General features: G+C 51.6%; 19 protein-coding genes and 4 pseudogenes. 13 read left to right on the top strand and 10 right to left on the bottom strand.

What is annotated here, in order from left to right; translation table 11 throughout:
* Nucleotides 1–120 precede the first annotated feature (120 nt).
* Nucleotides 121–1,866 carry a colicin-like pore-forming protein gene (locus H0S68_RS24690; RefSeq protein ID WP_410529570.1) on the top strand — a complete coding sequence of 582 codons (1,746 nt, stop codon included), beginning with the start codon at nt 121–123 and terminating at the stop codon, nt 1,864–1,866.
* A gap of 22 nt (nt 1,867–1,888) precedes the next feature.
* Here the strand turns inward: H0S68_RS24690 and cui are convergent, their stop codons facing one another.
* Both cui and H0S68_RS24680 read right to left on the bottom strand, forming a co-directional pair.
* A complete protein-coding gene (gene cui / locus H0S68_RS24685) occupies nt 1,889–2,362 on the bottom strand; it encodes a colicin immunity protein Cui (protein WP_410529634.1) in 474 nt (157 codons plus the stop codon).
* Nucleotides 2,363–3,431: 1,069 nt separating this feature from the next.
* Nucleotides 3,432–4,454, bottom strand: coding sequence for an IS110 family transposase (locus H0S68_RS24680; RefSeq protein WP_410528799.1), 1,023 nt, complete (start codon nt 4,452–4,454; stop codon nt 3,432–3,434).
* 429 nt (nt 4,455–4,883) lie between these two features.
* On the opposite strand from H0S68_RS24680, the pseudogene istA reads away from it, so the two are divergent.
* From istA to umuC, 7 genes and pseudogenes are all read left to right on the top strand, one after another.
* Nucleotides 4,884–5,573 (top strand): annotated as a pseudogene (gene istA, locus H0S68_RS24675) (IS21 family transposase); the annotation flags it as partial.
* Nucleotides 5,570–6,358: an IS21-like element helper ATPase IstB gene (gene istB / locus H0S68_RS24670; protein ID WP_410529569.1), complete on the top strand. Its 789-nt coding sequence runs from the start codon at nt 5,570–5,572 to the stop codon at nt 6,356–6,358. The pseudogene istA and the gene istB, both read left to right, overlap by 4 nt.
* A 149-nt stretch (nt 6,359–6,507) precedes the next feature.
* Nucleotides 6,508–6,852, top strand: a pseudogene (locus H0S68_RS24665) (Rpn family recombination-promoting nuclease/putative transposase); the annotation flags it as partial.
* Between the two features lie 210 nt (nt 6,853–7,062).
* The gene (locus H0S68_RS24660; protein ID WP_410529568.1) at nt 7,063–8,286 is read left to right on the top strand and encodes an IS91 family transposase; all 1,224 of its coding nucleotides are present in this window, start codon (nt 7,063–7,065) and stop codon (nt 8,284–8,286) included.
* A gap of 243 nt (nt 8,287–8,529) precedes the next feature.
* Nucleotides 8,530–13,317 carry a DUF637 domain-containing protein gene (locus H0S68_RS24655; RefSeq protein ID WP_410529567.1) on the top strand — a complete coding sequence of 1,596 codons (4,788 nt, stop codon included), beginning with the start codon at nt 8,530–8,532 and terminating at the stop codon, nt 13,315–13,317.
* A complete protein-coding gene (locus H0S68_RS24650; RefSeq protein ID WP_410529566.1) occupies nt 13,314–13,580 on the top strand; it encodes a hypothetical protein in 267 nt (88 codons plus the stop codon). The genes H0S68_RS24655 and H0S68_RS24650 overlap by 4 nt, the downstream gene beginning before the upstream one ends.
* A gap of 130 nt (nt 13,581–13,710) precedes the next feature.
* A pseudogene (gene umuC / locus H0S68_RS24645) lies at nt 13,711–14,766 on the top strand (translesion error-prone DNA polymerase V subunit UmuC); the annotation flags it as partial.
* A 125-nt stretch (nt 14,767–14,891) separates the two neighbouring features.
* Here the strand turns inward: umuC and H0S68_RS24640 are convergent.
* The 4 genes and pseudogenes from H0S68_RS24640 to H0S68_RS24625 all read right to left on the bottom strand — a co-directional run bounded on the left by H0S68_RS24640 (nt 14,892) and on the right by H0S68_RS24625 (nt 17,548).
* Complete coding sequence (locus H0S68_RS24640) at nt 14,892–15,185, bottom strand: hypothetical protein (RefSeq protein ID WP_410529565.1); 294 nt, start codon at nt 15,183–15,185, stop codon at nt 14,892–14,894.
* Between the two features lie 241 nt (nt 15,186–15,426).
* A complete protein-coding gene (locus H0S68_RS24635; protein WP_410529633.1) occupies nt 15,427–15,981 on the bottom strand; it encodes a lipid II-degrading bacteriocin in 555 nt (184 codons plus the stop codon).
* A gap of 6 nt (nt 15,982–15,987) precedes the next feature.
* Nucleotides 15,988–16,791, bottom strand: a pseudogene (locus H0S68_RS24630) (Tn3 family transposase); the annotation flags it as partial.
* A gap of 52 nt (nt 16,792–16,843) precedes the next feature.
* Nucleotides 16,844–17,548 carry an IS6 family transposase gene (locus H0S68_RS24625; RefSeq protein WP_410529632.1) on the bottom strand — a complete coding sequence of 235 codons (705 nt, stop codon included), beginning with the start codon at nt 17,546–17,548 and terminating at the stop codon, nt 16,844–16,846.
* A gap of 152 nt (nt 17,549–17,700) precedes the next feature.
* Here H0S68_RS24625 and H0S68_RS24620 point away from each other — a divergent pair, with 152 nt between their 5' ends.
* On the top strand, nt 17,701–17,973 hold the full coding sequence (locus tag H0S68_RS24620) for a hypothetical protein (RefSeq protein WP_410529564.1): 273 nt from the start codon (nt 17,701–17,703) through the stop codon (nt 17,971–17,973).
* Entirely contained in the window at nt 17,954–18,241 is a 288-nt protein-coding gene (locus H0S68_RS24615; RefSeq protein ID WP_410529563.1) for a hypothetical protein, read from the top strand. Before H0S68_RS24620 ends, H0S68_RS24615 begins: the two co-directional genes overlap by 20 nt.
* A 147-nt stretch (nt 18,242–18,388) precedes the next feature.
* Here the strand turns inward: H0S68_RS24615 and H0S68_RS24610 are convergent, their stop codons facing one another.
* The 3 genes from H0S68_RS24610 to H0S68_RS24600 all read right to left on the bottom strand — a co-directional run bounded on the left by H0S68_RS24610 (nt 18,389) and on the right by H0S68_RS24600 (nt 22,695).
* On the bottom strand, nt 18,389–20,506 hold the full coding sequence (locus tag H0S68_RS24610) for a peptidase domain-containing ABC transporter (protein ID WP_410529562.1): 2,118 nt from the start codon (nt 20,504–20,506) through the stop codon (nt 18,389–18,391).
* Nucleotides 20,499–21,773, bottom strand: coding sequence for an HlyD family secretion protein (locus H0S68_RS24605; RefSeq protein ID WP_410529561.1), 1,275 nt, complete (start codon nt 21,771–21,773; stop codon nt 20,499–20,501). The genes H0S68_RS24610 and H0S68_RS24605 overlap by 8 nt, the downstream gene beginning before the upstream one ends.
* A 607-nt stretch (nt 21,774–22,380) precedes the next feature.
* Nucleotides 22,381–22,695 (bottom strand): colicin V family bacteriocin, encoded by a 315-nt coding sequence (locus H0S68_RS24600; RefSeq protein ID WP_410529560.1) that lies wholly within the window; start codon nt 22,693–22,695, stop codon nt 22,381–22,383.
* Nucleotides 22,696–23,507: 812 nt separating this feature from the next.
* Between H0S68_RS24600 and H0S68_RS24595 the strand changes: the two genes are divergently transcribed.
* From H0S68_RS24595 to H0S68_RS24585, 3 genes are read left to right on the top strand one after another with little or no spacing between them, the layout of a single operon-like run.
* Nucleotides 23,508–24,098: a recombinase family protein gene (locus tag H0S68_RS24595; protein ID WP_410529631.1), complete on the top strand. Its 591-nt coding sequence runs from the start codon at nt 23,508–23,510 to the stop codon at nt 24,096–24,098.
* Nucleotides 24,095–25,018 (top strand): Rpn family recombination-promoting nuclease/putative transposase, encoded by a 924-nt coding sequence (locus H0S68_RS24590; protein ID WP_410529559.1) that lies wholly within the window; start codon nt 24,095–24,097, stop codon nt 25,016–25,018. The genes H0S68_RS24595 and H0S68_RS24590 overlap by 4 nt, the downstream gene beginning before the upstream one ends.
* 28 nt (nt 25,019–25,046) lie before the next feature.
* Entirely contained in the window at nt 25,047–25,661 is a 615-nt protein-coding gene (locus H0S68_RS24585) for a DUF2913 family protein (RefSeq protein WP_410529558.1), read from the top strand.
* Between the two features lie 272 nt (nt 25,662–25,933).
* Here the strand turns inward: H0S68_RS24585 and tnpA are convergent, their stop codons facing one another.
* Nucleotides 25,934–26,362, bottom strand: a complete 429-nt coding sequence (gene tnpA, locus H0S68_RS24580) for an IS200/IS605 family transposase (RefSeq protein WP_410529557.1) — start codon at nt 26,360–26,362, stop codon at nt 25,934–25,936.

Genomic DNA, 26,362 nt, shown 5'->3' with positions numbered 1-26,362 from the left:
AAATGGGAATAACTCTCATTCATTGACACGAGAGAGAAATGCTTTTAAGTTAGCCAAACTGTATATGCATACAGTGTCTGACGTAATTTACATATAGAACCTATACAAGGAGTACTGATTATGAGTGGCGGAGATGGAAAAGATAGCCGTGGCCCAACCGGTGGCGTAAAAGGTGGTTCTACAGGGCAAGGGCCTAATGTAGGGTCTGGTGGTTCTATGGATACTAACATCCCAGGCATGGGGGATGTGCATATCGACGGGGTGCATAGTTTGAATCCTGGTAAAGATAGCGGTATCCACTGGGGCGGTGATAGTGGAAATGGCAATAAAGGCGGGGATAAATCGGCCGGAGAAAATAAAGGCGGCAAGCAATTAAATGGTCTACCTGGCTATCCTAATGTAGCTGATGGTGGCCAGCTATTTGGTGATAACGCAGATAAGCACCAATATTATTCTCGAGTAGGGAATAACACCTATTCTGTTATTGTCGATGGAAATGGTAAAATTAAAGGTACCTTCTTTGAGTCAGGGCGAGAAAGTGGTAACACGTCCGCACGTAACAGCGATAAAGAGCGTGCGTCGCAGCAAGTGTGGGCTTATTTGAACGAGAGGAAAAAAGCGAAAGAAAAAGCCGCTGCCGAGGCAAAAGCAAAAGCGGATGCGGAAGCCGTGGCTAAACGAAAGGCGGAGGAGGAAGCCAAACGAAAACAGGCTGAGTGGGATGCTCAACATCAGGAAGAAGCTGCTCAGCGTAAAATAAATGAAGCGCAGCAGCGTATTAACCAAGCGCAGCAAGATAAAAATAATGCGGATCAAAGGACAGGCCAACATGATGGTGCCGCTAATAATATTCAGAATGAACAGAATGCCATTCGTCAGGAACAACAACGTCTAAATGACGAATTTAATAAATTTCTTAAAACGGGGGCAATGAGCGACACTTCTAGTGCTCGATACCAGACTGCCATGCAATTGCATCGACAATCAGAGTTAGAAAAACAAAAGGCTGATGCTAAACAAGGTGATATTGATCGCGAGCGTAATGCAGCCAACCAAGCGAGAAATGAGGCCAATCAGGCGCAGCAACGAGTTGAACAAGCTCAGCGAGAAAAAACAGAGGCTGAGAATCGATTGAATAATTTGCGAGCTGAACGCCAGGCGCGGGAAGCGGCAGAGGCTAAGCGAAAGGCTGATGAGGAGGCCGCAGTTAAAGCGAAAGCAGACGCAGAAGCCAAGGCAAAAGCAGATGCGGAAGCTAAAAAAACAAAAGATGAGAAAGAGGCATTAATCAAAGCCAGTGAAATCATTGCTGATATGGGGGAGAAAGTCGGCAAGCATCTTGGTGAAAAATATAAGGTGGTAGCAAAAGAAATTGCGGATGAAATTAAGAACTTCCAGGGTAAGAAGCTCCGCAGCTACGATGACGCAATGAAATCCCTGAATAAAATATTGTCCAATCCGGGAGTGAAAATTAACAAAGGCGATAAAGACGCGATTGTTAATGCCTGGAAGAGTTTCAAAGCGAATGATACGGCAAAAAAACTCGAGAATCTAAGTAAAGCCTTTGCAGTGGCAAGTGTGGCCCTGAAGGTCGAGAAGGTACGGGAGAAAAGCATTGAGGGGTATGAGACCGGAAACTGGGCTCCGTTGATGCTGGAAGTGGAATCCTGGGTGCTTAGTGGGGTAGCTGCCAGTGTGGCACTGACGATTTTTTCAGCGACACTAGGTGCCGCTTTGTTAGCGGCTGGGATTCCCGCTGTAACTGTGGGGATTATGGGTATTATTGTTGCAGGTACCGTTGCAGCTCTGATTGACGATAATGCTGTGGAATATATTAATAATGAGATTATTAAACCTGCCCATTAATAAATAATAAAGAAAGACGGGCTTACCGTCTTTCTTTAAATAGTTTGTAAGCTATTACTGGGATGTAAAGGATTCCATAAGTCAATAAAAAAATGGAAAGATATAAGAAAATATAAAATAATAGCAAGGTAATATCATGACTTGACATGAGCCGAACGGGCCTCCCAGCAGTTGTTAATTCTAAACTTCTAAATAAAAACATATAAATAAAAAACAAGTAAACAAAGGGGCTAAGCAAACATGATCTTATCAGTATCCCTCTATTGGTTATTTTAATTAATCGCCGTTTTTTTATCGACAATGAAAATAATAATAAAGCAAGTAGTGGCGCACTCTTGCAATAAACATCCATGACTTTTGTCATTAATTGGTTATTGGATGATAGGACTGCTGGAAGACTGCCTGTTCTGGTTGCTATATTATTTAGCAGTTGAGACTCTGGATTGTGCAAATAAACTCCAAAGATAATTATCAACGGGATAACTCCAATGAACATGAGAATATAAAGCAATTTGTTTGCCTCGCTATTACTATTTTGGGAACCTGCCATGTTCACCTCCTATGCTTCAAAAATCGACTAATTTGTAATGCCGGAAATTTCGGCGATTCCGGCACAGAACACCCACTTTACCACTCCAAATACGCAGTCTAAGAAACGTCAGGGCGAATTGTCCACGTACTGCCCCCAAAAAGTATGTTGCCGACCACCTGCTCCCAGGTTTCTGTTTCCGCCAATTTCGTTTTCACAGACAAAAAATCGGCATGACTCAGAATAACTTCCCCCTCATCACCGGGCAATTCCAGGACATAACCGTCGGCCAGCACTGAGGTTGATTCACGGGGACTCCGTGCCGAACGTCGGTAAAAAGTTTTAATACACCCACCGTTGTGCAGGGGCGATAAAATGGTGTTTTCAGGTATACGCATATTGTAATGGCTCGCAATCGGTTGTTTGTGTTACGAAACCCATCATAACATTAAATTTCCACCCTCATTAATGGGGTTTGAAGGCTGGCACAAGCCGTTGTGCGCCCACGGCGTAAAGCAAATGCCCGCCAGGGCATACAGGCGCCAGCATTAACCAAAGATTACGCCATAGCCTAGGGGCGCCGGTAGCCCGGCGCAGCCGGTTCCGGGTTGATAGGTTTCACCGCACCCATCCCTCACCCTGGAGAGCGAAAGCCACTAACAGTGCCACAGAACATTTTTTTGCGCTGTCGGAGTGGTCCGGTCGAAGACCGGGCGTATCTCCGCGTTAGCGTCCTGATAAGGGGTCAGTTTGGATATCGAGAATTATTGTACTATAAGGACTTCCCCGGCATGTCAACGCCGGTGGTTACGGTTTCTGTCTGCACAACAGTTAAAAATAAAGGGGAGAGACTGCGGTACTATAAACGGCCATGATGAATCGCTATCGATTCGGACCCTGATGAAAGACGCTCGTGAGGCTCTCGTTCGGTAAACGGATAAGTATATCCTGTACAATAATCAGATATACCTCACGGGGTCTAACCCTTTATCATCAACGAGTTGCAGGTCAGATGGTTATACTGCTGCTTCGTGCTTTAACTGGCCGAGTACAACCTGAAATCATCACCGTAATGCAATGATGCCCAGCACAGCCTTGCGTTTTTGGCAGCGATGGCGACAACGGCACGCCAGTATCCTCTTCGCTCAATTAGCGAGCAAACCCAACGACTGAATGAGTCAGTCCTTTTTTCAGCACCAATCAGAACCGAACGGGCACCCTGAACCAGTAGCGTTCGCAGATACGAATCGCCCGCTTTCGTTATCCTGCCAAGCTTTGATTTTCCGCCACTGCTGTACTGCGATGGCGTAAGTCCGAGCCAGGCTGCGAGTTGGCGCCCATTCTTGAAATCATGCGCATTACCGATACTGGCGACCAGCGCACATGCCGTTGTAGGGCCAATCCCTTTCAGCTCCATCAACCTCTGACTGCGGTGATCAGCTTTGGCCATACGAGACAGGATCCGATCGTATTCAGCGATGTTATCTTCAATGCGATTAATGTGTTCCAGCAAATCATCAATGCATTGCTGAACCTGAAGCGGCAAGGAGTTCTTCTGTTCAGACACGATGTGGCGCAGGGCATCTGTACTCTGTGGAGCGATGATGCCAAATTCAGATATTAAGCCTCTTAATCGGTTATATGTTGCTGTTTTCTCTTCGATAAAGCCTTGCCGGGTACGGTGAAGGCATTGCATCGCCTGCTGGCTCTCATCCTTCACGGGCACAAACCGCATATGCGGGCGACGGACGGCTTCACAGATAGCCTGAGCATCAGCTGCATCATTTTTTCCTGATTTACCAGCCATGCGATAAGGAGAAACAAACTTTGCCGCCATCAGACGGGGTTCATGACCATACTGCCGGAACAGTCTTGCCCAGTAATGAGCACCGGAGCATGCTTCCATCCCGATAACACAAGGAGGTAAACCTGCAATCAGCTCAGGAAGTGCAGCACGTGATACTTTGGGTTTAACCAGAACAGTTCTGCCATTTTGGTCAACACAGTGAACAGCGAACACATTTTTAGCAAGATCGATACCGACAGTAGTGATGGTCATAACGAATCCCTCTGGGCTATGTTTACCCCATGATTGCACAGTATTTAACCAGGTGCATATCCAGGGGAAGTCCCTTCCATTCGTTAAGCGCATTTTTCGTACAGCTCAACATAGGTTAACCTCTACTCAATGTTTGAGCTTCAGAAGATGCTAGATAGGGCTATCAACAGTAACGCAAGCTGCGCAGCTGATGCCCCTCTGGCATGCCTTATCCATCATGTTGGGGTTCTACGCCAGAACCCCAGATTTCTCCGCAACGCCTAACGGCGTGGGTTGTAACGTAAACGACCGGTTGAGTGACAATCATTAAAACAACGATTCTGACGCTGATTGTTGTCACATAACCCGTGATTTATTCAAAGTCATGCAAATCATATGGGCTTTAGCTTTGGTGACGGAATTTTCTGGGGTTCCGGCGTACAACCCCAGGTAACGCGCTTCGAGACCGAGCCGGGCTTTCAGATGCAGGTTGATTTCACCATCATCAGGCTCGGCCATAACCCGCTACTGGCCTTCGTTGCCACGCTGGGCTGGAGCCGCGCGACTTTCGTCAAGTTTTACAGCAACCAGGACTCCGCTGCCTGGTGTGACGGCATTGAGTCTGCGCTCCAGTTCTTCGGCGGGACGCCGCATCAGCTGCTGTTCGATAACGCCAAGGCCATCATCATTGAGCGCGACGTCTACGGCCCCGGCAAGCATCGTTGGAACCCACAGTTAATGCATGTCGCTGAGAAGTATGCTTTTACCCCCAAGGTCTGCCGACCTTATCGCGCCAAGACCAAGGGTAAGGTTGAGCGGTTTAACCATTACCTCAAGAACAGCTTTATCGTACCCCTTACCGCGACCTTCCGGCAGGCCGGGCTGGTACTGGATGTCCCTGCTGCCAACGCACGCATCGGCGAATGGCTGATCACCGTTGCGAACACGCGAGTGCATGGCACCACAGGCGTACCGCCTGAGCAGCGCATGCCGCGCGAGCGGGCTGCGCTACTGCCGTTACCGAAGGTGATGTTGGCATTGCCTGCGCCTGTCCCAGCGCTCAGCCAGCGTCCGGTGCCGACCGAGAGCCTGCAACATCCTCTGGCAACGTACCAGGCCTTGCTGGAGGTGCCAGCATGAACCTTCAGCATGATCGTATTGCCGTGCTCTGCGAACAACTCAAGCTCGACCGCCTGCCGGCAGAGTGGCCGGGTGTGGCGCAGACGACTATCGACAACAGCGGCACGCATGCCGACTTCCTGGAAGCCGTCTTACAACTCCAGCACGACGGCCAGAACGAACGGCGTCGCCAGACCATTTTGCGGTTATCAGGCCTGCCGGTGATAAAAACACTGGAGCAGTTCGATTACGCCTATGCCAGCGGCGTTCCACGAAGCCAGATCCAGGAGTTGGCAGGTCTGGCATTTATCGAACGTCAGGAGAATGTTGTGCTGCTCGGGCCTTCAGGCGTTGGCAAGACGCACCTGGCGACGGCCATTGGCTATAAAGCCGCGATGGCGGGTTTAAGCATCCGGTTCATTACAGCCGCCGACATGATGCTGCAACTGATGGCGTCACACCGTCAGGGTGACCTGAAGGGCTACCTGAACCGCGTCGTAGGTAAACCTAAGCTGTTGATCATCGACGAAGTGGGCTATCTGCCGTTCGGTAAAATGGAGGCGAACCTGTTCTTCCAGGTAGTTGCTAAACGGTATGAGTCAGGCAGCGTGATCCTAACCAGCAACCTGCCGTTTACGCAGTGGTCCGGAACGTTTGGTGATGACGAGACGCTGACGGCGGCAATGTTAGATCGGCTGCTTCACCATGCGCATATTGCGCAAATCACCGGTCAAAGCTATCGACTGAAAGATAAGCTGAAAAGCGGCCAACTTCAGAAGAAAACGAAAGCAACAGCTCTCGGGTAATTCAAAGGGGGTGGGTCAGTTTTACTTTGGCAGGGTGGGTCAGAATTCAATCGGTATTGACAACATCCCGACGCTATCCTGCCCGGAGAACGGGTGAAGCCTTCGCTCAACCATAGTGAGCCGGCGACCGAACATGTTACGATAGCCTCATGAAAAAAAATCCAACGCCCCATGATGCAACTTTCCGGCAATTTCTGACGCAACCCGAAATAGCCCGCGACTTCATGGATATCCATCTGCCGGCCGAACTGCGGGCCATCTGTGACCTCAGCACGCTGAAGCTGGAGTCCGGCTCCTTTGTCGAAGATGATCTGCGCCAGTATTTCAGCGACGTGCTCTACAGCCTGAAAACCACCACCGGCGCTGACGGTTACGTGCACGTGCTTATCGAGCACCAGTCCAGCCCGGATAAGCATATGGCCTTTCGCCTCATCCGATATGCCGTTGCCGCTATGCAGCGTCATCTCGACGCCGGTCAGAACGTAGCGCCCCTATGGGGCGAGCACGGCAGCGCTGCTGCCTCAACCGTCTTTTAGCTCCTGTCTCACCTCAACGCCGGTGCCGTCTGACAGCCCGACCGGCCGCGAGGTGGGACATGTCCCACCGTCGCGTTGACACCCGCATAAAATGAGCACGCCTGTGGCGTGAGCCGGCTGGCGCCGACGCACTTTTCCTGCCCACTGCCGCCCTGTAGACTCTGCACCATGTATATTCCGCGTCCCGCAAAGCTGCTGTTCCAGCATGACGATGGCTGGAGCCGCTATCTCGACAAACACGGTGACACCCTCAGCGACTGGACCAAACTCGCCGTCGAGCGCATGCTCGCCTGCGGTACCTGTGCCATGGGAGTACGCCGCTACTGCTGCGCCTCACCGGACTGCACCCATGCCCGCTTCTTCTGCCAGAGCTGCAAATCAAAAGCCTGCAGCAGCTGCGGCCTCAAGGCCACCGAGCAATGGATTGCCGAGCAGCAGCACATCCTGCCCGACTGCGACTGGCAACACATCACCTTCACCATGCCGCACCTGCTGTGGCCGTTCTTCAATAACAACTGGCTCCTGCTCAATGATCTGTTTCGCTGCGCCACCCGCGCCATGCTCCGCTGGGCTCGCCAACAGGGGATCGAAGTCGGTATCTTCTGTGCGCTCCATACCTACGGCCGGCAGCTCAATCAGCACCCGCATATCCACGTCTCCGTCACCCGCGGCGGCCTCGACATCAAACACGGTACCTGGCGGCAGCTGTTCTTTAAAAAGAAAGAGGTCGAGCAAATCTGGCGCAACACCGTGGTTTACCTGCTGCGCGACAACTACGCCCAAATCAACCCTGGAGGCCTGCCGGGCCTCGGTCATATCCGTAATGAAGATCGGTGGCGCCGTTATCTGCATGCGCAATATCGCCGCGCCTGGAAAGTGCATTTTGCCAAAAAGACGCGCGGTGCCTGGCGCAGCGTCAACTACCTCGGCCGGTACCTGAAGCGCCCGCCGGTGGCCGCTTCTCAGCTGCGACACTACCGCGGCGGTGCCGTGGTCCATCAGTATTACGATCACCGCACGCAGAAACACAAACGCCAGAAAATCAGCCAGGAGGAGATGCTGCAGCGTTACGTCAGCCATATCCCGGCCCGACACTTTAAAATGGTGCGCTACTACGGCTTTCTGGCCAACCGCAAGCGCGGTTCGCTGCTGCCGAAGGTCTACGACGCGCTGGCGATGACGGTACGGGAAAAACCGAAGCGACCCGGATTTGCAGTGCTGATGAAAGGCTTCCTGGGTACCGATCCGTACCAGTGCATCCTGTGCAAGGGCCGGTTGCGTTTTACCGGTGCCGTGGCGGGCGAGCACGCCACCAAACTGCTCTCTGACCGGCTGCAGCGGATGGCGAAAAAACGATGGCTTCAGACCCCTTCTCTGGATAAGTGCGCCTGAAAAATAGGTTTTAGCTTAAAAACACGGCAAAACTTGCATTTTCCCGCATTACTTTGCGACAGGCTGCACCATATGAGGTTCTTCCTTGACACGGTTCATGGTTAGGGAACCCAATAAGGGTCGATTGAGTTTCCTAACCGTGAACTGCACGTCACGCCAGGCACCATCGTGCAGGCTGACGGCAATGCCACGCTGGCGGCCACCAAGCTGGTGAATGACGGACAGGTCACCACCAGTGGCGATATGCGCATTTTCAGCGACCATGTGCGCAATGCGGGCGACAATGCCAAACTTCGCGCCAACAACAGCCTCTGGATACAGAAGGATGCACAAGGTAACAAGGCCAATTACGTTGAGAACCGCTCTGCCACCATCAAGACCAATTCCGGCGACCTGGTTATTCGCACCCATAAGCTCGATAACGTACGCCAGACATTGACGTTTTCAGACCAACCAGAACCCGTTGATAACGAAGGAATGCGATTATTTGGCAGCGTATTCAACGCACATAAAAACGGAGATATCAAAGATCGGCAAGATCTCTATAAAGAAGATATGTCGAAATGGGAGAAGTGGTTGACGCCTTGCGCAACAGTAGATGAATGTACGTATGCAAATCGCCACTTTGACCATTGGATCCCCGATGAGCGTATTCGTACACGTGTTACCGCCAGTTCCGCCCCTGCCATTATTACGTCTGGAAAAAATAGCTATATCAATGCCGGCATATTGTGGAACGATGCCAGTCAGCTAAAGGCTAAAGGGGATATGATCCTTACAGGAGACAACCTCAGTTCCATCAGTCGTGCATTCGGCGTAAAAGAGCGTTTCAACAAATTTAAACCCGATTCGGAAGCATATCAGCAATATGAAAAACTGGGATGGCCTTACCCGCCATTAAGTTATGTCAATACTGGGGAACGCGCATACAGCTGGAGTAATGACGGCATCGTTGATGCCAGCATTGCCGCAGGCGGCAATCTGGTCGCCGATTTCAAAAACCAGATAGACATCAAGACGCCAACACCCAACGAAAACCAGCTCAATGACGTCAAAACAACCGGCCGCCCGGAAACCATAAAAGCGCAGAATGTACTCCTGCATGCCTCCAATATCCGTAACACCGATGCTATCAGTGCAGCAGGTAACATCACCGTCATCGCCGAAGACCGTATCGTACTGGGGCAGGGAATTCTGGCTGCCGGCAACGCGCTGGATTTGAGTGCCGGCAATGCCATCGATGCCTGGCAAAGTGAACTGAAGGGGCAGGACGTCACGCTCACCGCACGTACCTGTGAAATCAAGGTGCACACCAGCGAGAAACCTAACTACTATCACCCGGATGGTGTCCGCTGGCTGGGCAGCCTGCAAGCCTCGCGCGACCTGACGCTGACGGCAGGCAGCACCATCACCCTGATCAATACGTTGCTGGCGCCACAAAGCCGCAACGTCAGTATGACCGCCCCGGGCAGCATTTCCATTATCAGAAACGACGCCATCCTGACGCGCAATCGCCCTGGCGAGAACCTGTCGGCGGACAAACGACTGCAATACTTCAACAACCTGCTTCAGGTTGGTGCGATGAAGGCCACCGGCTCGGTTTCACTCAACAGCGGCGGTTATCTGGCGCTGCGCGGCGTCAACATCAACGCTGGGAAGGACGTGACGCTGTTGGCTGGACACAATGTTGACCTCAACTACCGGGCGCTGGACGGTAATTACGGCCATCCGTTTGTAGTCTCGCGCACCCCAGAGCTCGGCAGCAAGATACATGCTGGCGGCAACCTGCTGATTAACGCCGCCCGGGACGTAGGTACCCAGGGGGGCTCGCTGTCCGCCAACGGAAACATTACGCTGCTGGCCGGACAGAACCTGTGGCTGTCGAACGTGGCCTATTCCGCCATCGATGCCGCCAATGACAACAACAAAGATGACCGCCATTTGGTCACTACCCTCAGTGCCGGAAAAAATCTGACGGCGGCGGCCAACAACCAACTGCTGACCTACGGCGCCAGATTCACCTCCGGTGGCAATATGACGCTCACCTCCGGGGGCGACATGCGCTTTGAGGCGGTGCAGAACCACACCTACCGCGAGGGCGGCAACGAGTTCACCGAAACGCACTCCCAGCAGGGCACAGAACTTAACGCCGGCGGCATGATGACGGTGATAGCCGGTGGCAGCCTCCTCTTCCAGGCGACCAAACTGGTGGTTAAGGGATTGGGGGCTAACTGGAAACCGTCGGTGACGGTGACGGATTGGGGCAGCCGCATCGCCGTTGCCGACCAGCAACTTCAAAATGCGCAGCAACGCATCAATCAGGCGCAGCAGGATAAGAGTCGCGCTGAACAAGCGAAGAACGGTAAAAGCGATGAGTTAACTACGCTGCAACGTGACATTAACACGCTAAAACAAAGGCAGGCGGAGAACCTCAGGAAGATTCAGGAGTTTTCCGCCAAGCATGGCAAGTTGATGGAAATTCACGATTGGGGTTTGTGGCAACAAAGTGCTGACCTCACGGCAGAAGGCATCGGCATCACCCATGAACTTCTGGAAAAAGAGGCGCGAGCGAATGGCCTTCCCAATGAAATCAATGTAGAGCAGGCGGCATACAACGATGCGCAACAGCGTTTGTCGCAAGCTACCAGTGATAGAGATGGCGCACAAACTCGCCTTACTGTTGCCCGCCAGGAGGCTCAAAGCAAGGGGGCAGACGAAGCCAAACAAAAAGCCCAGGTCGACGCCCACAACCAGGCCGAAGCCCTGCGTGCCGGCAATATGGATATTGCCGCCAAGGGGGGGTATCTCTATGCCCAGGCGATGGAAGAGTCCAGTCACTACGAGAAAACCGAGAAGAAGCGCAAATGGTGGGGCAAGAAAACCGAGGTCAAGCAAACCCGCCATGACGTGACCAACAAGGTGACCGAGTTTACCGCCGCCGGCAATATCACCTTGATGAGCCGTGACGACAGCACCTACGAAGCCAGCAAGATTGAGGCCGGTAAGAATGCCAGGCTGACCAGTACCCACGGTCAGGTCAACTTCAGGGCGGTGAAGAACACCAGTTTCGAGCAGACCGTCACCAACTCGAAGGGCTTCTTCATCAAGCAGGCCAACAAGGGCTACGAAGACAACAAATGGGTGCTGCCGAGCATTCATACCGGTGGGGCCCTGACGGTTGATGCCGCCAAAGGCGTCAGCGCCGACGTGAAGGTGAAAAACGGCCAGGCACTGCAAAGCGCCATTGATGCCTTGGGTAATACACCGGGCACTACCTGGGTCAAGGACCTGAACAAGCGTAATGACGTGCAGTGGAACACCGTCAAGGACGCCTACGACAGCTGGGACTACCAGAGCCAGCACCTGAACCCGGCCGTCGCTGCAGTGATTGCCATCGCGGCAGCGGCGGTCACCGCGGGCAGTTCATTAACCACCCTCGCCGCGAGTAACGTGGCTGGTGCAGTGGGTGGCGGCGCCATGACCAGTGGCGCCGTGACGGCTGGGATGTCATCACTGGCCTCCCAGGCGGCGGTAGCGCTGGTCGAGAACCAAGGTAACCTGTCAAAAACCCTGAAAGCACTGGGCAGCAGCGAGAGCGTGAAGGCGACCGCGACCGCAATGGCTATTGGTGGTGCGCTCAACGGCTTCGACAGTGCCATGGGCTGGAGCAAGGATGCGGCGGGCAAACCGCTCAATCCGAACAACGTCAAGCTGCCGCAGCTGAGCAACGGCGACTGGAGCAAGGTGGCGCAACGGGTGGCCGGCCAGTCGGTCATCAGCTCGAGCCTCAACACCACCATCAACGGCGGCAGCTTCAGGGACAATCTGACCAACGCGCTGCTGGCGAATATCGGCGGTCAGGTTCAGGCTGAAGGCGCCAACCTGATAGGGAATAACGGCGAAGTCCTCGGCGTGGCGGGGAAATCCGTCAGCCATGCGGTGTTGGCGGGCATCAGTGCGGAAATTGGTAAGGGCAATGCCAAAGGTGCCGCCGCTGGCGCACTGGCGGCGGAGCTGGCCGGGGTGATACTGGGCGATAACATCATCAAGCCGGAGGAATGGCAGAAGAAATCGGAACAGCAGGCGCAGATGGCAAGGGTGCTGGGTGCTGCTGCCGGCGCAGTCTTCACCGGCAAGTCTGATGGTGCTTACAGCGGTGCTACCGGCGGTGAGAATGCGTTCCGGTACAACTACCTCAGCCACAAGCAACAGGAGCTGATGGAAAAAGATTTGGCGGCCGCCAAATCGCCACTGGATAAAGCGCTGGTGCTGGCAAATTGGGGCATAACCAGTAAAACCCAGGACGGTGCCTTTGCGGCCGGCGTCGTGTCGGGAATCCCGGTTGAAATCAACGATACGGTGAATGGTCTGGTCGCCGTGGCCAGTAATCCGCGTGAGGCCGCGGATGCGTTAATAGCCCTGATAAAAAGTGATGACCGGTTCACGATTATCGGTGAAGGCGTGAAACAGGAGTACCTGGGGCGGGTTGAAGCGTTCAAGACGAAGTATGAACACGCGGGCGTGGATGGCGCTTACGGTGCCGGTCTGGAGTTTGGTAAACTGACGATGGCTGGGCTAGGGCTGTTTGCAGGGGCCGCCGGCGCAGGTAAACTGGGTGTAAAAATAACTAGTAACACGCTTAAAGCCACTTCCAAAGCTGCCGAGAAAAACACATTAATTGCTCTGGATCGCATGCCAAAAAGTGAGACGAAACTTCCTTGGAACTCTTGGCAAAATTATCCGAAACAAACAGTTGATGGACGTCAATACGCACGTATAGGTGATCGTCTTTACTCTCAACATGCCGTTGACCGAATGCAACCAACAAGCTTAGGTTCCCCAGCAGGAACAATTGGACCTGGAAAAACCGTTTCGCCCAATATAGTTGAACATGTAATTAAAACAGGTATTGCTGAAACAAGCATATCTAATGGTATTCAAAGGACAATTTATCGGGCTGGTGACATTGGTGTGGTTACTGAAAACAATGGTAACATAATAATCACAATCCTTCGCAGGAGTGAAAAATGAGTGAGTGGATTTATCCCGATGTAATTAAAAAACTTAGATTTTCCTGTGTTGCCTTTTTAGAAGGAAAACTACCTGTGGCTGAAATTCAATCAGAAATAGATAACGCAGGTAACAGTATTGTAGCGATAGAGGAAAAATGGTTACGACAGATGCTACTTGATGCGGAAAGTGATATTGAACTTTTAATCTTCACTATTGACAATGAAAAATTGACAGCTGCTGTCACACCTATCGTGCAGAATATTTTCAAGGCAATAAGTTAGGATATGGATTCGCCCCTATTTCAGCAACGTACTATGCATCATAAAATAGGCACATGTTACCGTTTATGACGGCTGCTGCTGACTCTCGTATGGAAACGGCTCTGAGGAGCCGTTTTTTCTTGATTTTGTATTCCACATAAACGCCGACATGTCGCATAGGGTGATGGCCATCCTTGGCCAGCTGACGCCGCGACTGGAGATCTATTCCATCGATGAGGCTTTTTGCGATCTGGCCGGTATCCCGTCCGCGCAGCTGGAGTCTCTCGGTCGCAGGCTGCGGGAAGAGGTGCGCCGCCGTTCCCACCTGACAGTCGGGGTCGGTATCGCGCCAACCAAAACGCTGGCCAAACTGGCCAACTACGCCGCCAAGACCTGGCACAAGACCGGCGGGGTGGTCGATCTGAGTGCGCCAGCGCGCCAGCGTCGCCTGATGGCGCACGTGCCGGTAGAGGAAGTGTGGGGTGTTGGCCGGCGTATTGCCCGCCGGCTGGTAACGATGGGGATCACCACCGCGCTGCAGCTGGCCGATATGCCGGCGGCCGCGGCGCGCCGTCAGTTCTCGGTGGTGCTCGAGCGCACGGTGCGCGAGCTGAACGGCATCGCCTGCCTGGGCCTGGAGGAATTTGCGGCGCCGAAGGAGCAAATCGTCTGCTCCCGTTCGTTCGGCGACAAGCCCACCGAGTTGGACAGCGTCAGCCAGGCTGTCTGCGCCCACGCCGAGCGCGCGGCACAAAAGCTGCGTGGCGAACGGCAATTCTGCCGGCACATCTCGGTGTTCGTGGCCACCAGTCCGTTCGCCGCCGGCGAGACCTATTACGGCAACCAGGCCACCACAAGACTGGCGACACCCACCCAGGACAGCCGTGACATCATTCAGGCCGCTCGCCAGGCACTCGAGCGGGTGTTCATCGCCGGCCACCGTTATCACCGCTGCGGCGTGATGCTGGGCGATTTCACCAGCGAACGCGTGGCGCAGTTCGGTCTGTTTGACGATGCGCCGCCGCGCAAAAACAGCGATCGGTTGATGCAGCTGCTCGACAGCCTCAATCAGGACGGTCGGGCACCAGTGTGGTTTGCCGGGCAGGGCATTCCCGACCGGGCAGACGGCTGGAAAATGAAACGGCAGCGGCTGTCACCGGCCTGGACCACACGGCTGGCGGACGTACCTGTCGTTCGTCTTAAATAGAAAATCAAAATTTTGGCGGGTTCCCGTTTACAAACTACCATATCGGAAATGTCGGCTGTTCCGGCGCAGTCTCACCGAGACGACTGTTCATGATAGCAAGTGGTTCGCATTCCTGTTGGGGCTCTTTACCCACGTCGCGCCGTTGGAACGACGCTGTATTCGACTGTCAGCGCGTTGCAATCCAGTATCCCGAGATAATGACGGGCATCTTGTTGGAAGGGAGCCATCCACACCTCGCCATTGCGTTCGATGCCGGACAAGGGTAATTCAATGCCTTGCAGATGAGACAACGCCTCCGCCTGAGTGAATGCGGTTATTTCACTCTTTGGCGCCAACCTGTCGTTCAGGATCACCGTGGCCACTTTCTCTTTCGAGTAGGCAAGGCATGCCTGTTTTTCCGCCGGATCACTGTATGTCATAGTCCAATACCGGTATCCGATAAAAAAGCCATAAACGGCAACGAGCAGCAGAGCCAGGATGACGACCGCAATTAACGTCCATTTCATGAGTTTTCGCATACATGCACCTTCTTTATTTCACGGTTACAACAGGTTGCCTGCCTGATAAGTAATTGAACGGCGCCCGCGGATACGTTTTCCGTCCTGGCTGTCAGGTGATCCCTCTGTATCTTAAACGGAGGGTTACCCCTCCGTTGATATACTATTGCCCTGTGAAGTGAACGTGAAGTTCACCGTTAATGTTGATCGTATAAGGCGTGCCTTTAAACGACTCCTGCAGGAAACGGCCCACTGTGGTCAAACCTTCAGCCACACTGTCACGATGTGTACTCTTGTTGAAGTCATACGTGTCAGGGAAGCCACGAACAACGCCGGTGTACTCCCAGGAGCCAGAGGCGTTACGGGTAAACGTCCCTTCCGTGTTCAACGTCACATTTCCCAGAATGAGTCCCGGCTGGCCGAACAGGTCATTGCTCTGCGCAGTGTTGTAGTTAAAACGCATCTGGAAACTGTGTTGGCCAGGTGCGCCAAACATCGCTGCCTTCTCCGCAAATCCGGTCATGTTTTTCGGGTTCAGCCGATCGCCAAACTCGGCGATCTCGATATACATCTCGCGACCGTTTCCCCACAAGAAATTGTTCAATGCCGCAACAACAGAGAACGGGCTGGTCGACAATTTATTTCCTGCATTACTCAGTTGATAATTGTCTCGCGTTGCTGTGTCGTAGTAGGGGTCCGCTTGGAAAACGGAAAATATCCTACGCTAAGCCTGTTTTTTGTACAGACAACTACCCACTGAGCGTAATGAACGGTATTTACCCTGTCCCAGCTTAAGGTTTGTCCGCCAGACGTAATCCCCACTCAGATTGATGTGCTCCCACCCCAGCGGGGACAAATGAGTAATCAGTTGCTCATTAATCGGGATCCCTTTTCGTCTCAGGGAATCTATGGCTCTTTCTATATATACCGTATTCCACAGGGAGATCACCGCAGTCAGCAACGTCAGACCACTGGCCCGGTAGCTCTGATTCTCCAGTCCTCGATCTCTGATCTCACCCAACCGGTGCATAAAGACCGCTCGTGCAAGCGCATTGCGGGCCTCACCATTATTCAGCCCTGCCTGTACGCGTCGGCGCAGTGATGGATCGCGAAACCAGTCCAGCATAAACAGTGTCCGTTCGATGCGTCCGATTTCTCTCAATGCCTTTGCAAGGCCATTTTGTTTAGGATAACTGGCCAATTTTTTCATCATGAGCGATGCGGTAACAGTCCCCTGTTTTATCGAGCTTGCGAGGCGAAGTACCTCATTCCAGTGCGTCTCAATGTCTTTAAGATTCAGTGGCGTTGTGGATATCACAGATTGAAGTCCCGGATAACGCTCAGCCTTTCCATGAATAAAAAGCCGCTTGTCATGAAGATCCCGGATCCTTGGGGCAAAAGCGAATCCGAGCAGATGCATCAGCGCGAAAACATGCTCCGTAAAACCAGCGGTATCAGTGTAATGCTCTGTAATTTCCAGATCACTTTCGTGGTATAGCAGACCGTCAAGTACGTGGGTGGAGTCACGGGCACTGTTGCAAAATTGGCGATGAGGTAGCCTTTTACCTTATTTAAAAGCCTTACATTTCAAAAACTCTGCTGACCAGACGCATCTCGCCCAGGGGATCACCATAATAAAACGCTGAGGCTTGGCCTTTGCGTAGTGCACGCATCACCTCAATACCTTTAATGGTGGCGTAAGCTGTTTTCATGGATTTAAATCCCAGCGTGGCACCGATTATCCTTTTCAGTTTGCCATGATCACATTCAATGACGTTGTTGAGGTACTTGACCTGCCGATGTTCCACATCCGGTGGGCATTTCCCTTCACGTTTGAGCAGAGCAAGCGCACGGCCATAGGTGGGCGCTTTATCCGTAATGAGACGGCGGGGCTGTTCCCAGTCCCGTAGCTTGCCCAGCAGTTTATTCAAGAATCGATACGCCGCTTTGGTGTTACGCCGGGAGGAAAGATAAAAATCGAGGGTACGGCCTCTGCTGTCGACGGCCCGGTAAAGGTAAGCCCAGCGGCCGTTAACCCTGACGTAAGTCTCATCAAGATGCCAGGAAGTGAAACGGGAGGGGTTGCGCCAGTACCAGCGCAATCGTTTTTCTATTTCAGGGGCATAGCGCTGAACCCAGCGGTAAATCGTGGAGTGGTCGACATTCACACCCCGCTCGGCCAGCATCTCCTGCAGCTCACGGTAGCTGACACCGTATTTACAGTACCAGCGTACTGCCCACAGGATGATGTCACGCTGAAAATGCCGGCCTTTGAAGGGGGGCATGTGCTGCTTGGTCAGCAAAATGTGACAATAAGTTTATCACCTCCCAATTTATGCAACAGTGCCTTTTTCAATTGGACATAAAACATTGATTAGGTTAATCTAGATGAGAGTGATAATCAATATCAATTAAAAATAATTGAAGGATTATTAAAATGATTATTTTAAAAATTATTTTTTTAGTGTTTGCCATTATAACTTTGAAATACCTTAACTCTAAATTAAAACTTGGTTTGCTTTCTGCTTGTGTTTATTTAATTGTAATAATTATTCTTTTCTTTTTTGATGCGTTAATTCAAGTGGATGGCGATTTTTTTGTTGTTGATTATATTAGTGTGTTTGTGTATGGATTTTTGGTCTTCGTTTTTTACTTCATATGGTTACTTTACGAAAAAAGGAGTATGAAAAGTGAAAGAACTAAGCGTTAGTGAAATTTCCTCAGTGTATGGTGGGTGGGATGCGACATCGCTTTTGGTTGGGATCGCCTCATCTAAGCTCCCTCCGCAAATTAGCATTCCTATTGCTATTACAACTGAAATAGCAATCCAAGCTAAACCACATATGCCAGTAAAAACACCAATCCCTGTATTGATAGGCCCTAGCTGGAATGGTAGTGGCAAAAATCACCCAACATTAAATCCTATAAACTCTGGGATTTGTACACCGGGGGCAAAATCAGGTTTCTGTAAACGTTAGTTTTATTAAAAGGCGTAAACGCGCCTTTTGTAACCTTGATGGTTAGGAGGTTTAGCCTCCTAACCATTTACTCGAAGGCTGGGCCGCACGCCATTGTTCTGAAGCCGCCGTAAACGATGTAATTTGGGAATTTTAGCCATAAAAATATCAGAACGGCTCGGATTGCGGCCCTAAATAGATTACCCGGTCTGCCGATGCTATTGTTGTTTCACGGTGCGCAATGATCACCCGCGTAATGCTTAGCGCCTTTATCGCCTGATTCACCACTGTTTCGCTCTCCTTGTCCAGCGCACTGGTTGCCTCATCCAGGAATAAAATTGCCGGTTTTTTGTAAATAGCACGTGCGATAAATAGTCGTTGTTTTTGACCACCGGACAGTCCTTCACCCAGTTCGCCTATCAGGGTTTCATACCCCATGGGCATACCCATGATGACCTCATGCAGATAGCTGGAACGGGCACATTCCTGCATCCACTCTTCGTCTACATCGTCCGCAAAACCACTTATATTTTCCCGGATCGACCCGGAGAACAACTTGTCGTCCTGCATCACGCAGGCGATCATCTTGTGATAGTTGTTTAGCCCCAATTGTTGGATATCGATACCGTTCACTTCAACCCGGCCGCTGTCGGCAGAAAAAAGGCCACACAGGACCTTCACCAGTGTGGTTTTTCCTGATCCGGAAGCCCCAACGATAGCCACACTTTCTCCTGCTGAGACAGTGATATCCATCCCGCTGAAGATGGCTGACGACTGACTGTCATAGCGAAAACTCAGTGCATGTGTTGACAACGAAGCTGGCTGCAAACGAGCCTCATAGGGGCGGTCTGGCTTGCGATTTTCCCGTGGGTGCAGAGCAATATCGGCAATACGTTCATTGTGCAGGCTCATCATACGCAATTGCAGCAAAAAGTTGGTTAATGAACCAATCCTGTCAGAGAACTGCCCGCGGAAAGCGCCGAATGCAACGAACATGCCGATGGTCATCTGATTGTCGATCACCAGGCTGGCCCCCAGCCATAGAATCGCTATCTGGTCGCAGGCGGCGACAAAGGTATTGATACCCCCAAACAGCATGTCCATTTTTGTCACCCGGATACCGGTATTGATACTGTCGATTTCTAGGTTAAGCCAGTGACCAGCCCGCCGTTCCGTCATGCCCTGCATCTTCACAGTTGCGATGCCGTACAGGGTCTCCATAAAATACGAACTTGCCCGGGCGTTCCTTACTAACGCGTCTTCTGACAATTGTCGATAGTAACCGTAGGTCAGCAGACGCAGCAGCACGTACAAGGCAGTAAATGCGATCACCACCCAGGTCAGCCAGCCCCCGTACAACACCATCATCACCAGGACACCCATTACCATGATGCCGTCCATGATGGCACCGATGATACTGTCGGTAAAGGTGCTGCGAAGCGTATCCAGAGAGCCAAACCGCGACTGGATATCACCGAGTTTTCGGCGTTCAAAATAACCCAGCGGGAGCTGTAACAAATGACTGAACAGCCCAGATTGCCACTGGACGTTGATGAGCGTTCCCATTACCAGCGAAGACCAGGCTCGTAGCATGCCGAGCGTGGCCCGCAGCAGGATGAAGAACAGCAGCCCCGCACAAATCAGGGTGAGCAGACCGCGATCACCGGCCGGAATGGCATGGTCCATCACCAGTTGTGTACCGACAGGCATCACCAGGTTGATGGTCTCGATCATCAATGACAGGCAAAATATCTTGCCGAGTGCGCCCCGCAGGCCATGCACACTGCCTGCCAGCTTGCGGAGGCTGAGCCGGTTAAGCTCGGTGTTTGCCGTAAATGTACTGCCGGGCCAGGTTTCGAGTGCCACACCGGTAAAACTTTGCGACAGTTCGGCGAAACTGACCCGGCGGCGGCCGCGGGACGGGTCATGCAGCACCACGTAGTTGCGTCTGACGCTAACCAAGACGACAAAATGGTTGAATTCCCAGTGCAATATACAGGGCATTTTTAGTGCACTGAGCTCGTCGATATCCAGTGACAGAGGGCGAGAGGCCAGCCCCAGTTGTTCGGCAATCCCGGTCAAGTCAGACAACCTGGTACCACGCGCCGACACATTGAACTGCTGACGCAGCGCAATCAGATCAATATTTTTGCCATAGTGGCCGCAGATCATCGCCAGACAGGCTAATCCGCACTCCGAAGACTCGGTTTGATGCACCATGGGGACTCGCTGACGTAACCGCAAATCCAGCTGACTGACCAGCTGTTTTAAGGAGAGCCTACTCACTGACAGGTCCTATCGCGCTGTGCTTCATGTCGTAGAACGGTGACAACATCCATTGATAAATATTCCTTTTTTCCAGAAACAGGGTGCTTTGTGCTTTCATGCCATTTTCCAGATTCAGGCGTTTGCCGTTGTACGCAATGGCCTGTTTTTCTGGCATGACAATCACTTTGTAGTAGGGGACCGCAGTGGCCAGCGCGACTTTCGGGGCCCCCTGATAAGTTTGCATTTCCTGTGGCGAAGCCGGGGCCTTTGAAATCACGGATACCGCGCCGGCGAACTGACCAAATTTCTCTGCGGGAAAGGCTTCGTAGCGAATGTTGACCCGGTCCCCTGCCGTAATATAGGGAATGGCTTCATTGGGCACCCAAAGTATCAGAGAGTAGTGTTCGATGGTGTGTGGCATGAGCTGCAGCAGACTGTCGCCAACGTTGACCATTTGTCCGATCGTCACGCTCAGCGAATCCACGCGACCATCCGAGAGCGCGCGAACGATAATCGCTCCGCTGGCATCGATACTCAGCAGCTCTTTTTGTAATTCGTAACGCTGCAGTTCCATCTGGTAAATCTGGTTGTCGAAGCTGGCAGCCTGGGTGTGGATTTGACTTTCCAGCGCGGTTATCTGCAGGGCATTTTGCTCGTTCTGGCCGGAGAGGCCCAACAGGTTGTTTTGCTGCTGGTAATACAGTGCCACCTGATTGGTGAGTTGATCCTTGGTGATAAGTCCTTTCGTCTGGTAGTGCCGGTAGTTCTCCATATTCTCTTTCATGATACGGATCCCTTCCTGGGCGCGTCGAAGTATGCCGGTAGAGTGCGTGAATGCAGCAGTATATTGCGCCTTTTGTTTCTCCAGCATGCTGACCGTGTCTTGCTTGCTGCTCTCGAGCCGGCTGATGATATGTGTAATGCGTTCAAACTGATTATTGATATCCCGGCGCTGGTTGTCGCTGACCACGCCGCTGTGGGTGCTTTTACTGATATCTATTTGATAAATGGGGTCGCCAGCCTTGATTGCCTGCCCTTCTGAGACAAATTGTTTAACCACCACCCCCTGAACGCCTGAATAGACATTGGCGGCGCGTGGATAGGTACTGATCTCACCGCTCACGTTGACCCGCCGGGTATAGGTTCCGGCAATAACGAAGGTGAGAAATGTAACAAGGAAAAACAGGCAGAACCCCGTAGTGACCCAAAAGGGGATCCCGGGAAGGAGGATCGCCCGGCCACTCCATTTCATTTTTTTATTAGCTATCGCTTCCTGGCGAAACACTGTCTGCTTTCCTTAATGTTTTGTGAAGGGGGGATATGCATTTTTCAATTGGACATAAAACATTGATTAGGTTAATCTAGATGAGAGTGATAATCAATATCAATTAAAATAATTAAAGGGTTATTAAAATGATTATTTTAAAAATTATTTTTTAGTAGTTGCTACTATAATTTTGAAATATATCAATTCTAAATTAAAACTTGATTTTCTTTCTGATGTTGTTGACGCTTTAGATATGATAAATCCAAAAGAAGTTAGAGTTCATAGCTACAGGATGAATCTGAATCTTGGAGTGTTGCAGTACTCAGACATAAAGCATGTTTTAAACAACCGTCTTTCAATTATAAATTTAGGGCAGGAATAAATATGGAAAAAAAATTCATCAAGCATGCCGTAAATTTTTTCATGGTCTGTTGTACATTAAAATATGTCATGTCATTCAAAGAGCATGGAAGCATAAAGGAATTGTTAATTATATTGTTCTTTACATTAGCAACATCTACTGTTGTCTTAATCAGAGACAGTAAAACCTCAAAAGGAGAGACTGAATGAGAGTAATAACAGAAAAAGAATTACAGCTAGTTTCAGGTTCTGGAACTAATGTGGATTAACATCCCTGCGAGCTGGAGAAATAGGTCATATTGAAATTACACCAACCCATACTTTGCACATCGGCAACAGAAAAACTACCGCTACTTCCTAATGTGCCACCTAGGCCTGACGGAGACATAGCTGGATTAGGTGTGTGTGTTGATGCCCAATCATAAAATTGCCCGCCAGCGATTCCGCCGGCTATTCCTCCTTGAGTCCCGGCAAGGAATGACCCTGCAGCAATACCAACTCCTTGTGCTATTTCTCTGCCGATATTATCGGCGTCGCCACCTGAAACAAACCCAAGCTGATCATTTAGTAACTCTTTCATTTTTCAATTTCCTTATTTTATATAGAATGGAGTTGTGATTATTTCCAATAAAGTAACCACATAGAATAGCAAATACAGAAAGTAACATGCGAGATAGTGAAAAAATACTTTCATTATGTACATATACATTGTAAGTAGATAATGAAATATAAAAAACCACAAAATTTATAACCCCAGAAATAACAGTATCTTTCATATTGTCAATATTTAAATATTTATAATGTGACATGCTAGCACCCCATAAATTGCTTTATGTTGTGAGTTGGCAGTCAATAACACAACTCACGTATTGATAATGATTATCATTTTCAAGTCTATGTCAAGATCTTTTTGATCTGGAGGTGGGAGTTCATCAGCTCCTACAATCACTCGATCTGTGTGGGGTCAGTTTGGAGATCGGAAATTATTGTACGTTTAGCGCATTATTTAACCTATCTGTAGCGGCTCGCAATCGAAAACAGCCGGACTCGCAATCAGCGCAAATTTTGGCTCACATTAACTGCAACTGAAATCGGGCGCGGACTCACAATAACTGCAAACGGACTCGCATTTATCGCCGCTGGCTCGCAATTAAAATTTCTGGACTCACGCTAAGTGAAAATGAAATTTGCCCTTACACCCATGTTGGTCGTCTAGTTCGGGTATACCTTTGTGAGAGCGTGAGAGTTCGAAACAAAATTGGTATCATATAACTTGATTTTTGAGTTCTGACACCAAAGAATCTCATTATCTAGTATCTAATGAGATTAAAACATATGGCTCTCGTAGGTTATGCTCGTGTATCGACGACCGACTAGGATCTAACACACCAGATCGCGGTGTTGACCACGGCCGGCTGTCGTAAGATTTTCTCAGAAAAAATGACCGGCACTAGGAAAGAAGGGCGCCAGGCGCTCGATGAATGCCTCGATTACTTGCGAGAGGGCGATACGTTGGTGGTCACCCGAATCGACCGTCTGTCACGCAGTCTTCGCGACCTGCAGAACCTGGTGCATGAGCTTGAAGGGCAAAATATAAGGCTCAGGGCAACAGAGCAGGCCATTGATACATCCTCCGCCTCCGGTAAGGCATTTTTGGATATGCTGGGCGTCTTCGCCGAATTCGAGACTCGCCTGCGTCAGGAACGCCAGCGGGAAGGTATTGCCCGTGCGAAAGCCAAAGGGGCATATAAAGGAAGAAAACCCACCGCCCAGGCGAAAACGCAGCAGGTGATTGAATTGACGCTGGCCGGACTCACCCGCGAAGCGGTTGCCGACCAACTGGGCATTGGCAGGGCCAGCGTCTACCGAATATTAAAAACCTGGCGGCAGCAACATCCCGACGCTATTCTGCCCGGAGAGCGGGTGAAGCCTTCGCTCAGCCATAGTGAGCCGGCGGCCGAACATGTTACGATAGCGCCATGAAAAAAAATCCAACGCCCCATGATGCCACCTTCCGGCAATTTCTGACGCAACCTGAAATTGCCCGCGACTTCATGGAGATACATTTGCCGGCCGAACTGCAGGCCATCTGTGACCTCAGCACGCTGAAGCTGGAGTCTGGCTCCTTTGTCGAAGATGACCTGCGCCAGTATTTCAGCGACGTGCTCTACAGCCTGAAAACCACCGCCGGCGCTGACGGTTACGTGATGGTACTTATCGAGCACCAGTCCAGCCCGGATAAGCACATGGCGTTTCGCCTCATTCGCTATGCCGTCGCCGCCATGCAGCGTCACCTTGACGCCGGCCACAAAAAGCTGCCGCTGGTCATTCCGGTACTGTTCTATACCGGCAAACGCAGCCCGTATCCTTACTCGACCAACTGGCTGCAGGAGTTTGATGATCCGACGCTGGCCGGGAAACTGTACACCGGCGATTTTCCGCTGGTTGATGTGACGGTCATTCCCGACGAAGAGATTATGGGTCACCGCAGCATGGCCGCTCTGACCCTGCTGCAGAAACATATTCGCCAGCGCGACCTGGCCGAACTGACCGACAGGCTGTCCGCCATTCTGCTGGCCGGCTATCTCTCTTCGCCACAGGTGATTTCGCTGATACACTATATTATCCAGGCCGGTGAATCGGCGAATGCAGAGGCATTTGTTCGCGAACTGGCCCTGCGGGTTCCGCAACATGAGGAGGAACTGATGACCATCGCACAACAGCTTGAACAAAAAGGTATTGAGAAGGGTATCCAGTTGGGTGAACAACGCGGTATTGAGAAAGGTCGCAATGAAGGCAAACTCGAAGTTGCCCGTACCATGCTGGCCAACGGCCTCGATCGCGACGCGGTGATGAAAATGACCGGGCTGACCGCTGACGACCTGGCGCAGATCCGCCACTAATCCTTTGCGTCGAGGGGCAGGGCAGTCATTGACTGATAAAACCGCATCCGTTTCCCCGGAAAACACCACCTCAGCGCTCAGCCATCTGGCGTTCTGCGCCCTGGCAGCGCTGGGGCTGGCACGCCAGGACGGTAACGCCGGCACGCCCTATGCCGAAAACCTGTTCCTGATCCGCTGGCTGGCCACAGCCCAGAAGCAAAAACGCTTCCCCAGGAGCGTCGCGATTGACATCCAGTGGTTACTCGACCGCGGCCGTAAGCACGGCCCGGCCGGCAAACTGCGCCAGCATCTTGACTACCTCTGGCGTTCCTGCAGCGGCAACCTGGCCGCTCAATCCGACCTGTTCCGACTCACCTACGCCTCCGAAACCCTGAAAGACCAGGGCTGGGACAATTATGTGCTGGACGCGAAAGAGTGGAAGTCCGGCGTCGTGCCGACACCGTCACAGCATAACGGGTTCTACGTCGAAAAAACGGCGCTGAATGCCGCTTTTGCCGAGGACGGTCGCCATCTGCACCCCGTCACGTTTCGGGTGGTCGGTGACGCCGACCGGTTTATGCATGTGATGGCCGAGTACGGACTGTGTACGCGCCGGCAGGGCAGCATGTCAGCCTGCCACACCATCGCGCTTGAACCGGCGTAACACCACGACCGACACGGTTCAAATATTCCGCCAACGGCGCCGTGCCACTCACAACCAGGACGTTATCCACAAATTTGGGGGATAACCTGTGCGCATCATCGGTAAAAATATTCGCCTCAAAATGAGGGGCTTGTGCCCGTCGCGCGGTTGACCTCGCCATAGCCCCTTGCCATTCCTCGTCGGTTTTATGTAAGTATCCTCCGGCAGAGCCGGAGGCTTTAGGGTGAGCGCCTCAAAGGCGCCGACAAACCATGAGCCGCCCAAGGCGGCTGCTATACGTTCAGTTTCATCTGATCGTATCGTTCGTCTTCTCGTTCCTGGTTGCGTATGTAAGCCCTGACCGTGGCCTCATCCAAACCTACTGTTGAAACAAAATAGCCTCGCGCCCAGAAAACTTCGCCCGTGAAGTTTTTACCTCGGCCAAAGTGTCGGGCTATCGCTATCGCGCTTTTCCCCTTTAGATAGCCGACGATTGTCGATACCGAGTACTTTGGCGGTATGCTGATGCACATATGTACATGGTCGCGCATCAGATGCCCCTCCAGTATCTGACAGCCCTTCTGGTTCGCAAGCTCATGCAATATCTTGCCCAGCTCATGCCGCAACGCACCATATAACCGATGCTTCCGGCGCTTGGGTATATAAACTACGTGATATTTACAGTCCCATTTCGTATGGCTTAAGCTCTGATAGTCTCTCAT

The organism is Serratia sp. AXJ-M (assembly GCF_046531865.1).
In the GTDB taxonomy this organism is placed as follows: Bacteria; Pseudomonadota; Gammaproteobacteria; order Enterobacterales; family Enterobacteriaceae; genus Serratia; species Serratia liquefaciens.
This window is presented reverse-complemented; position numbering and strand designations above follow the sequence as displayed.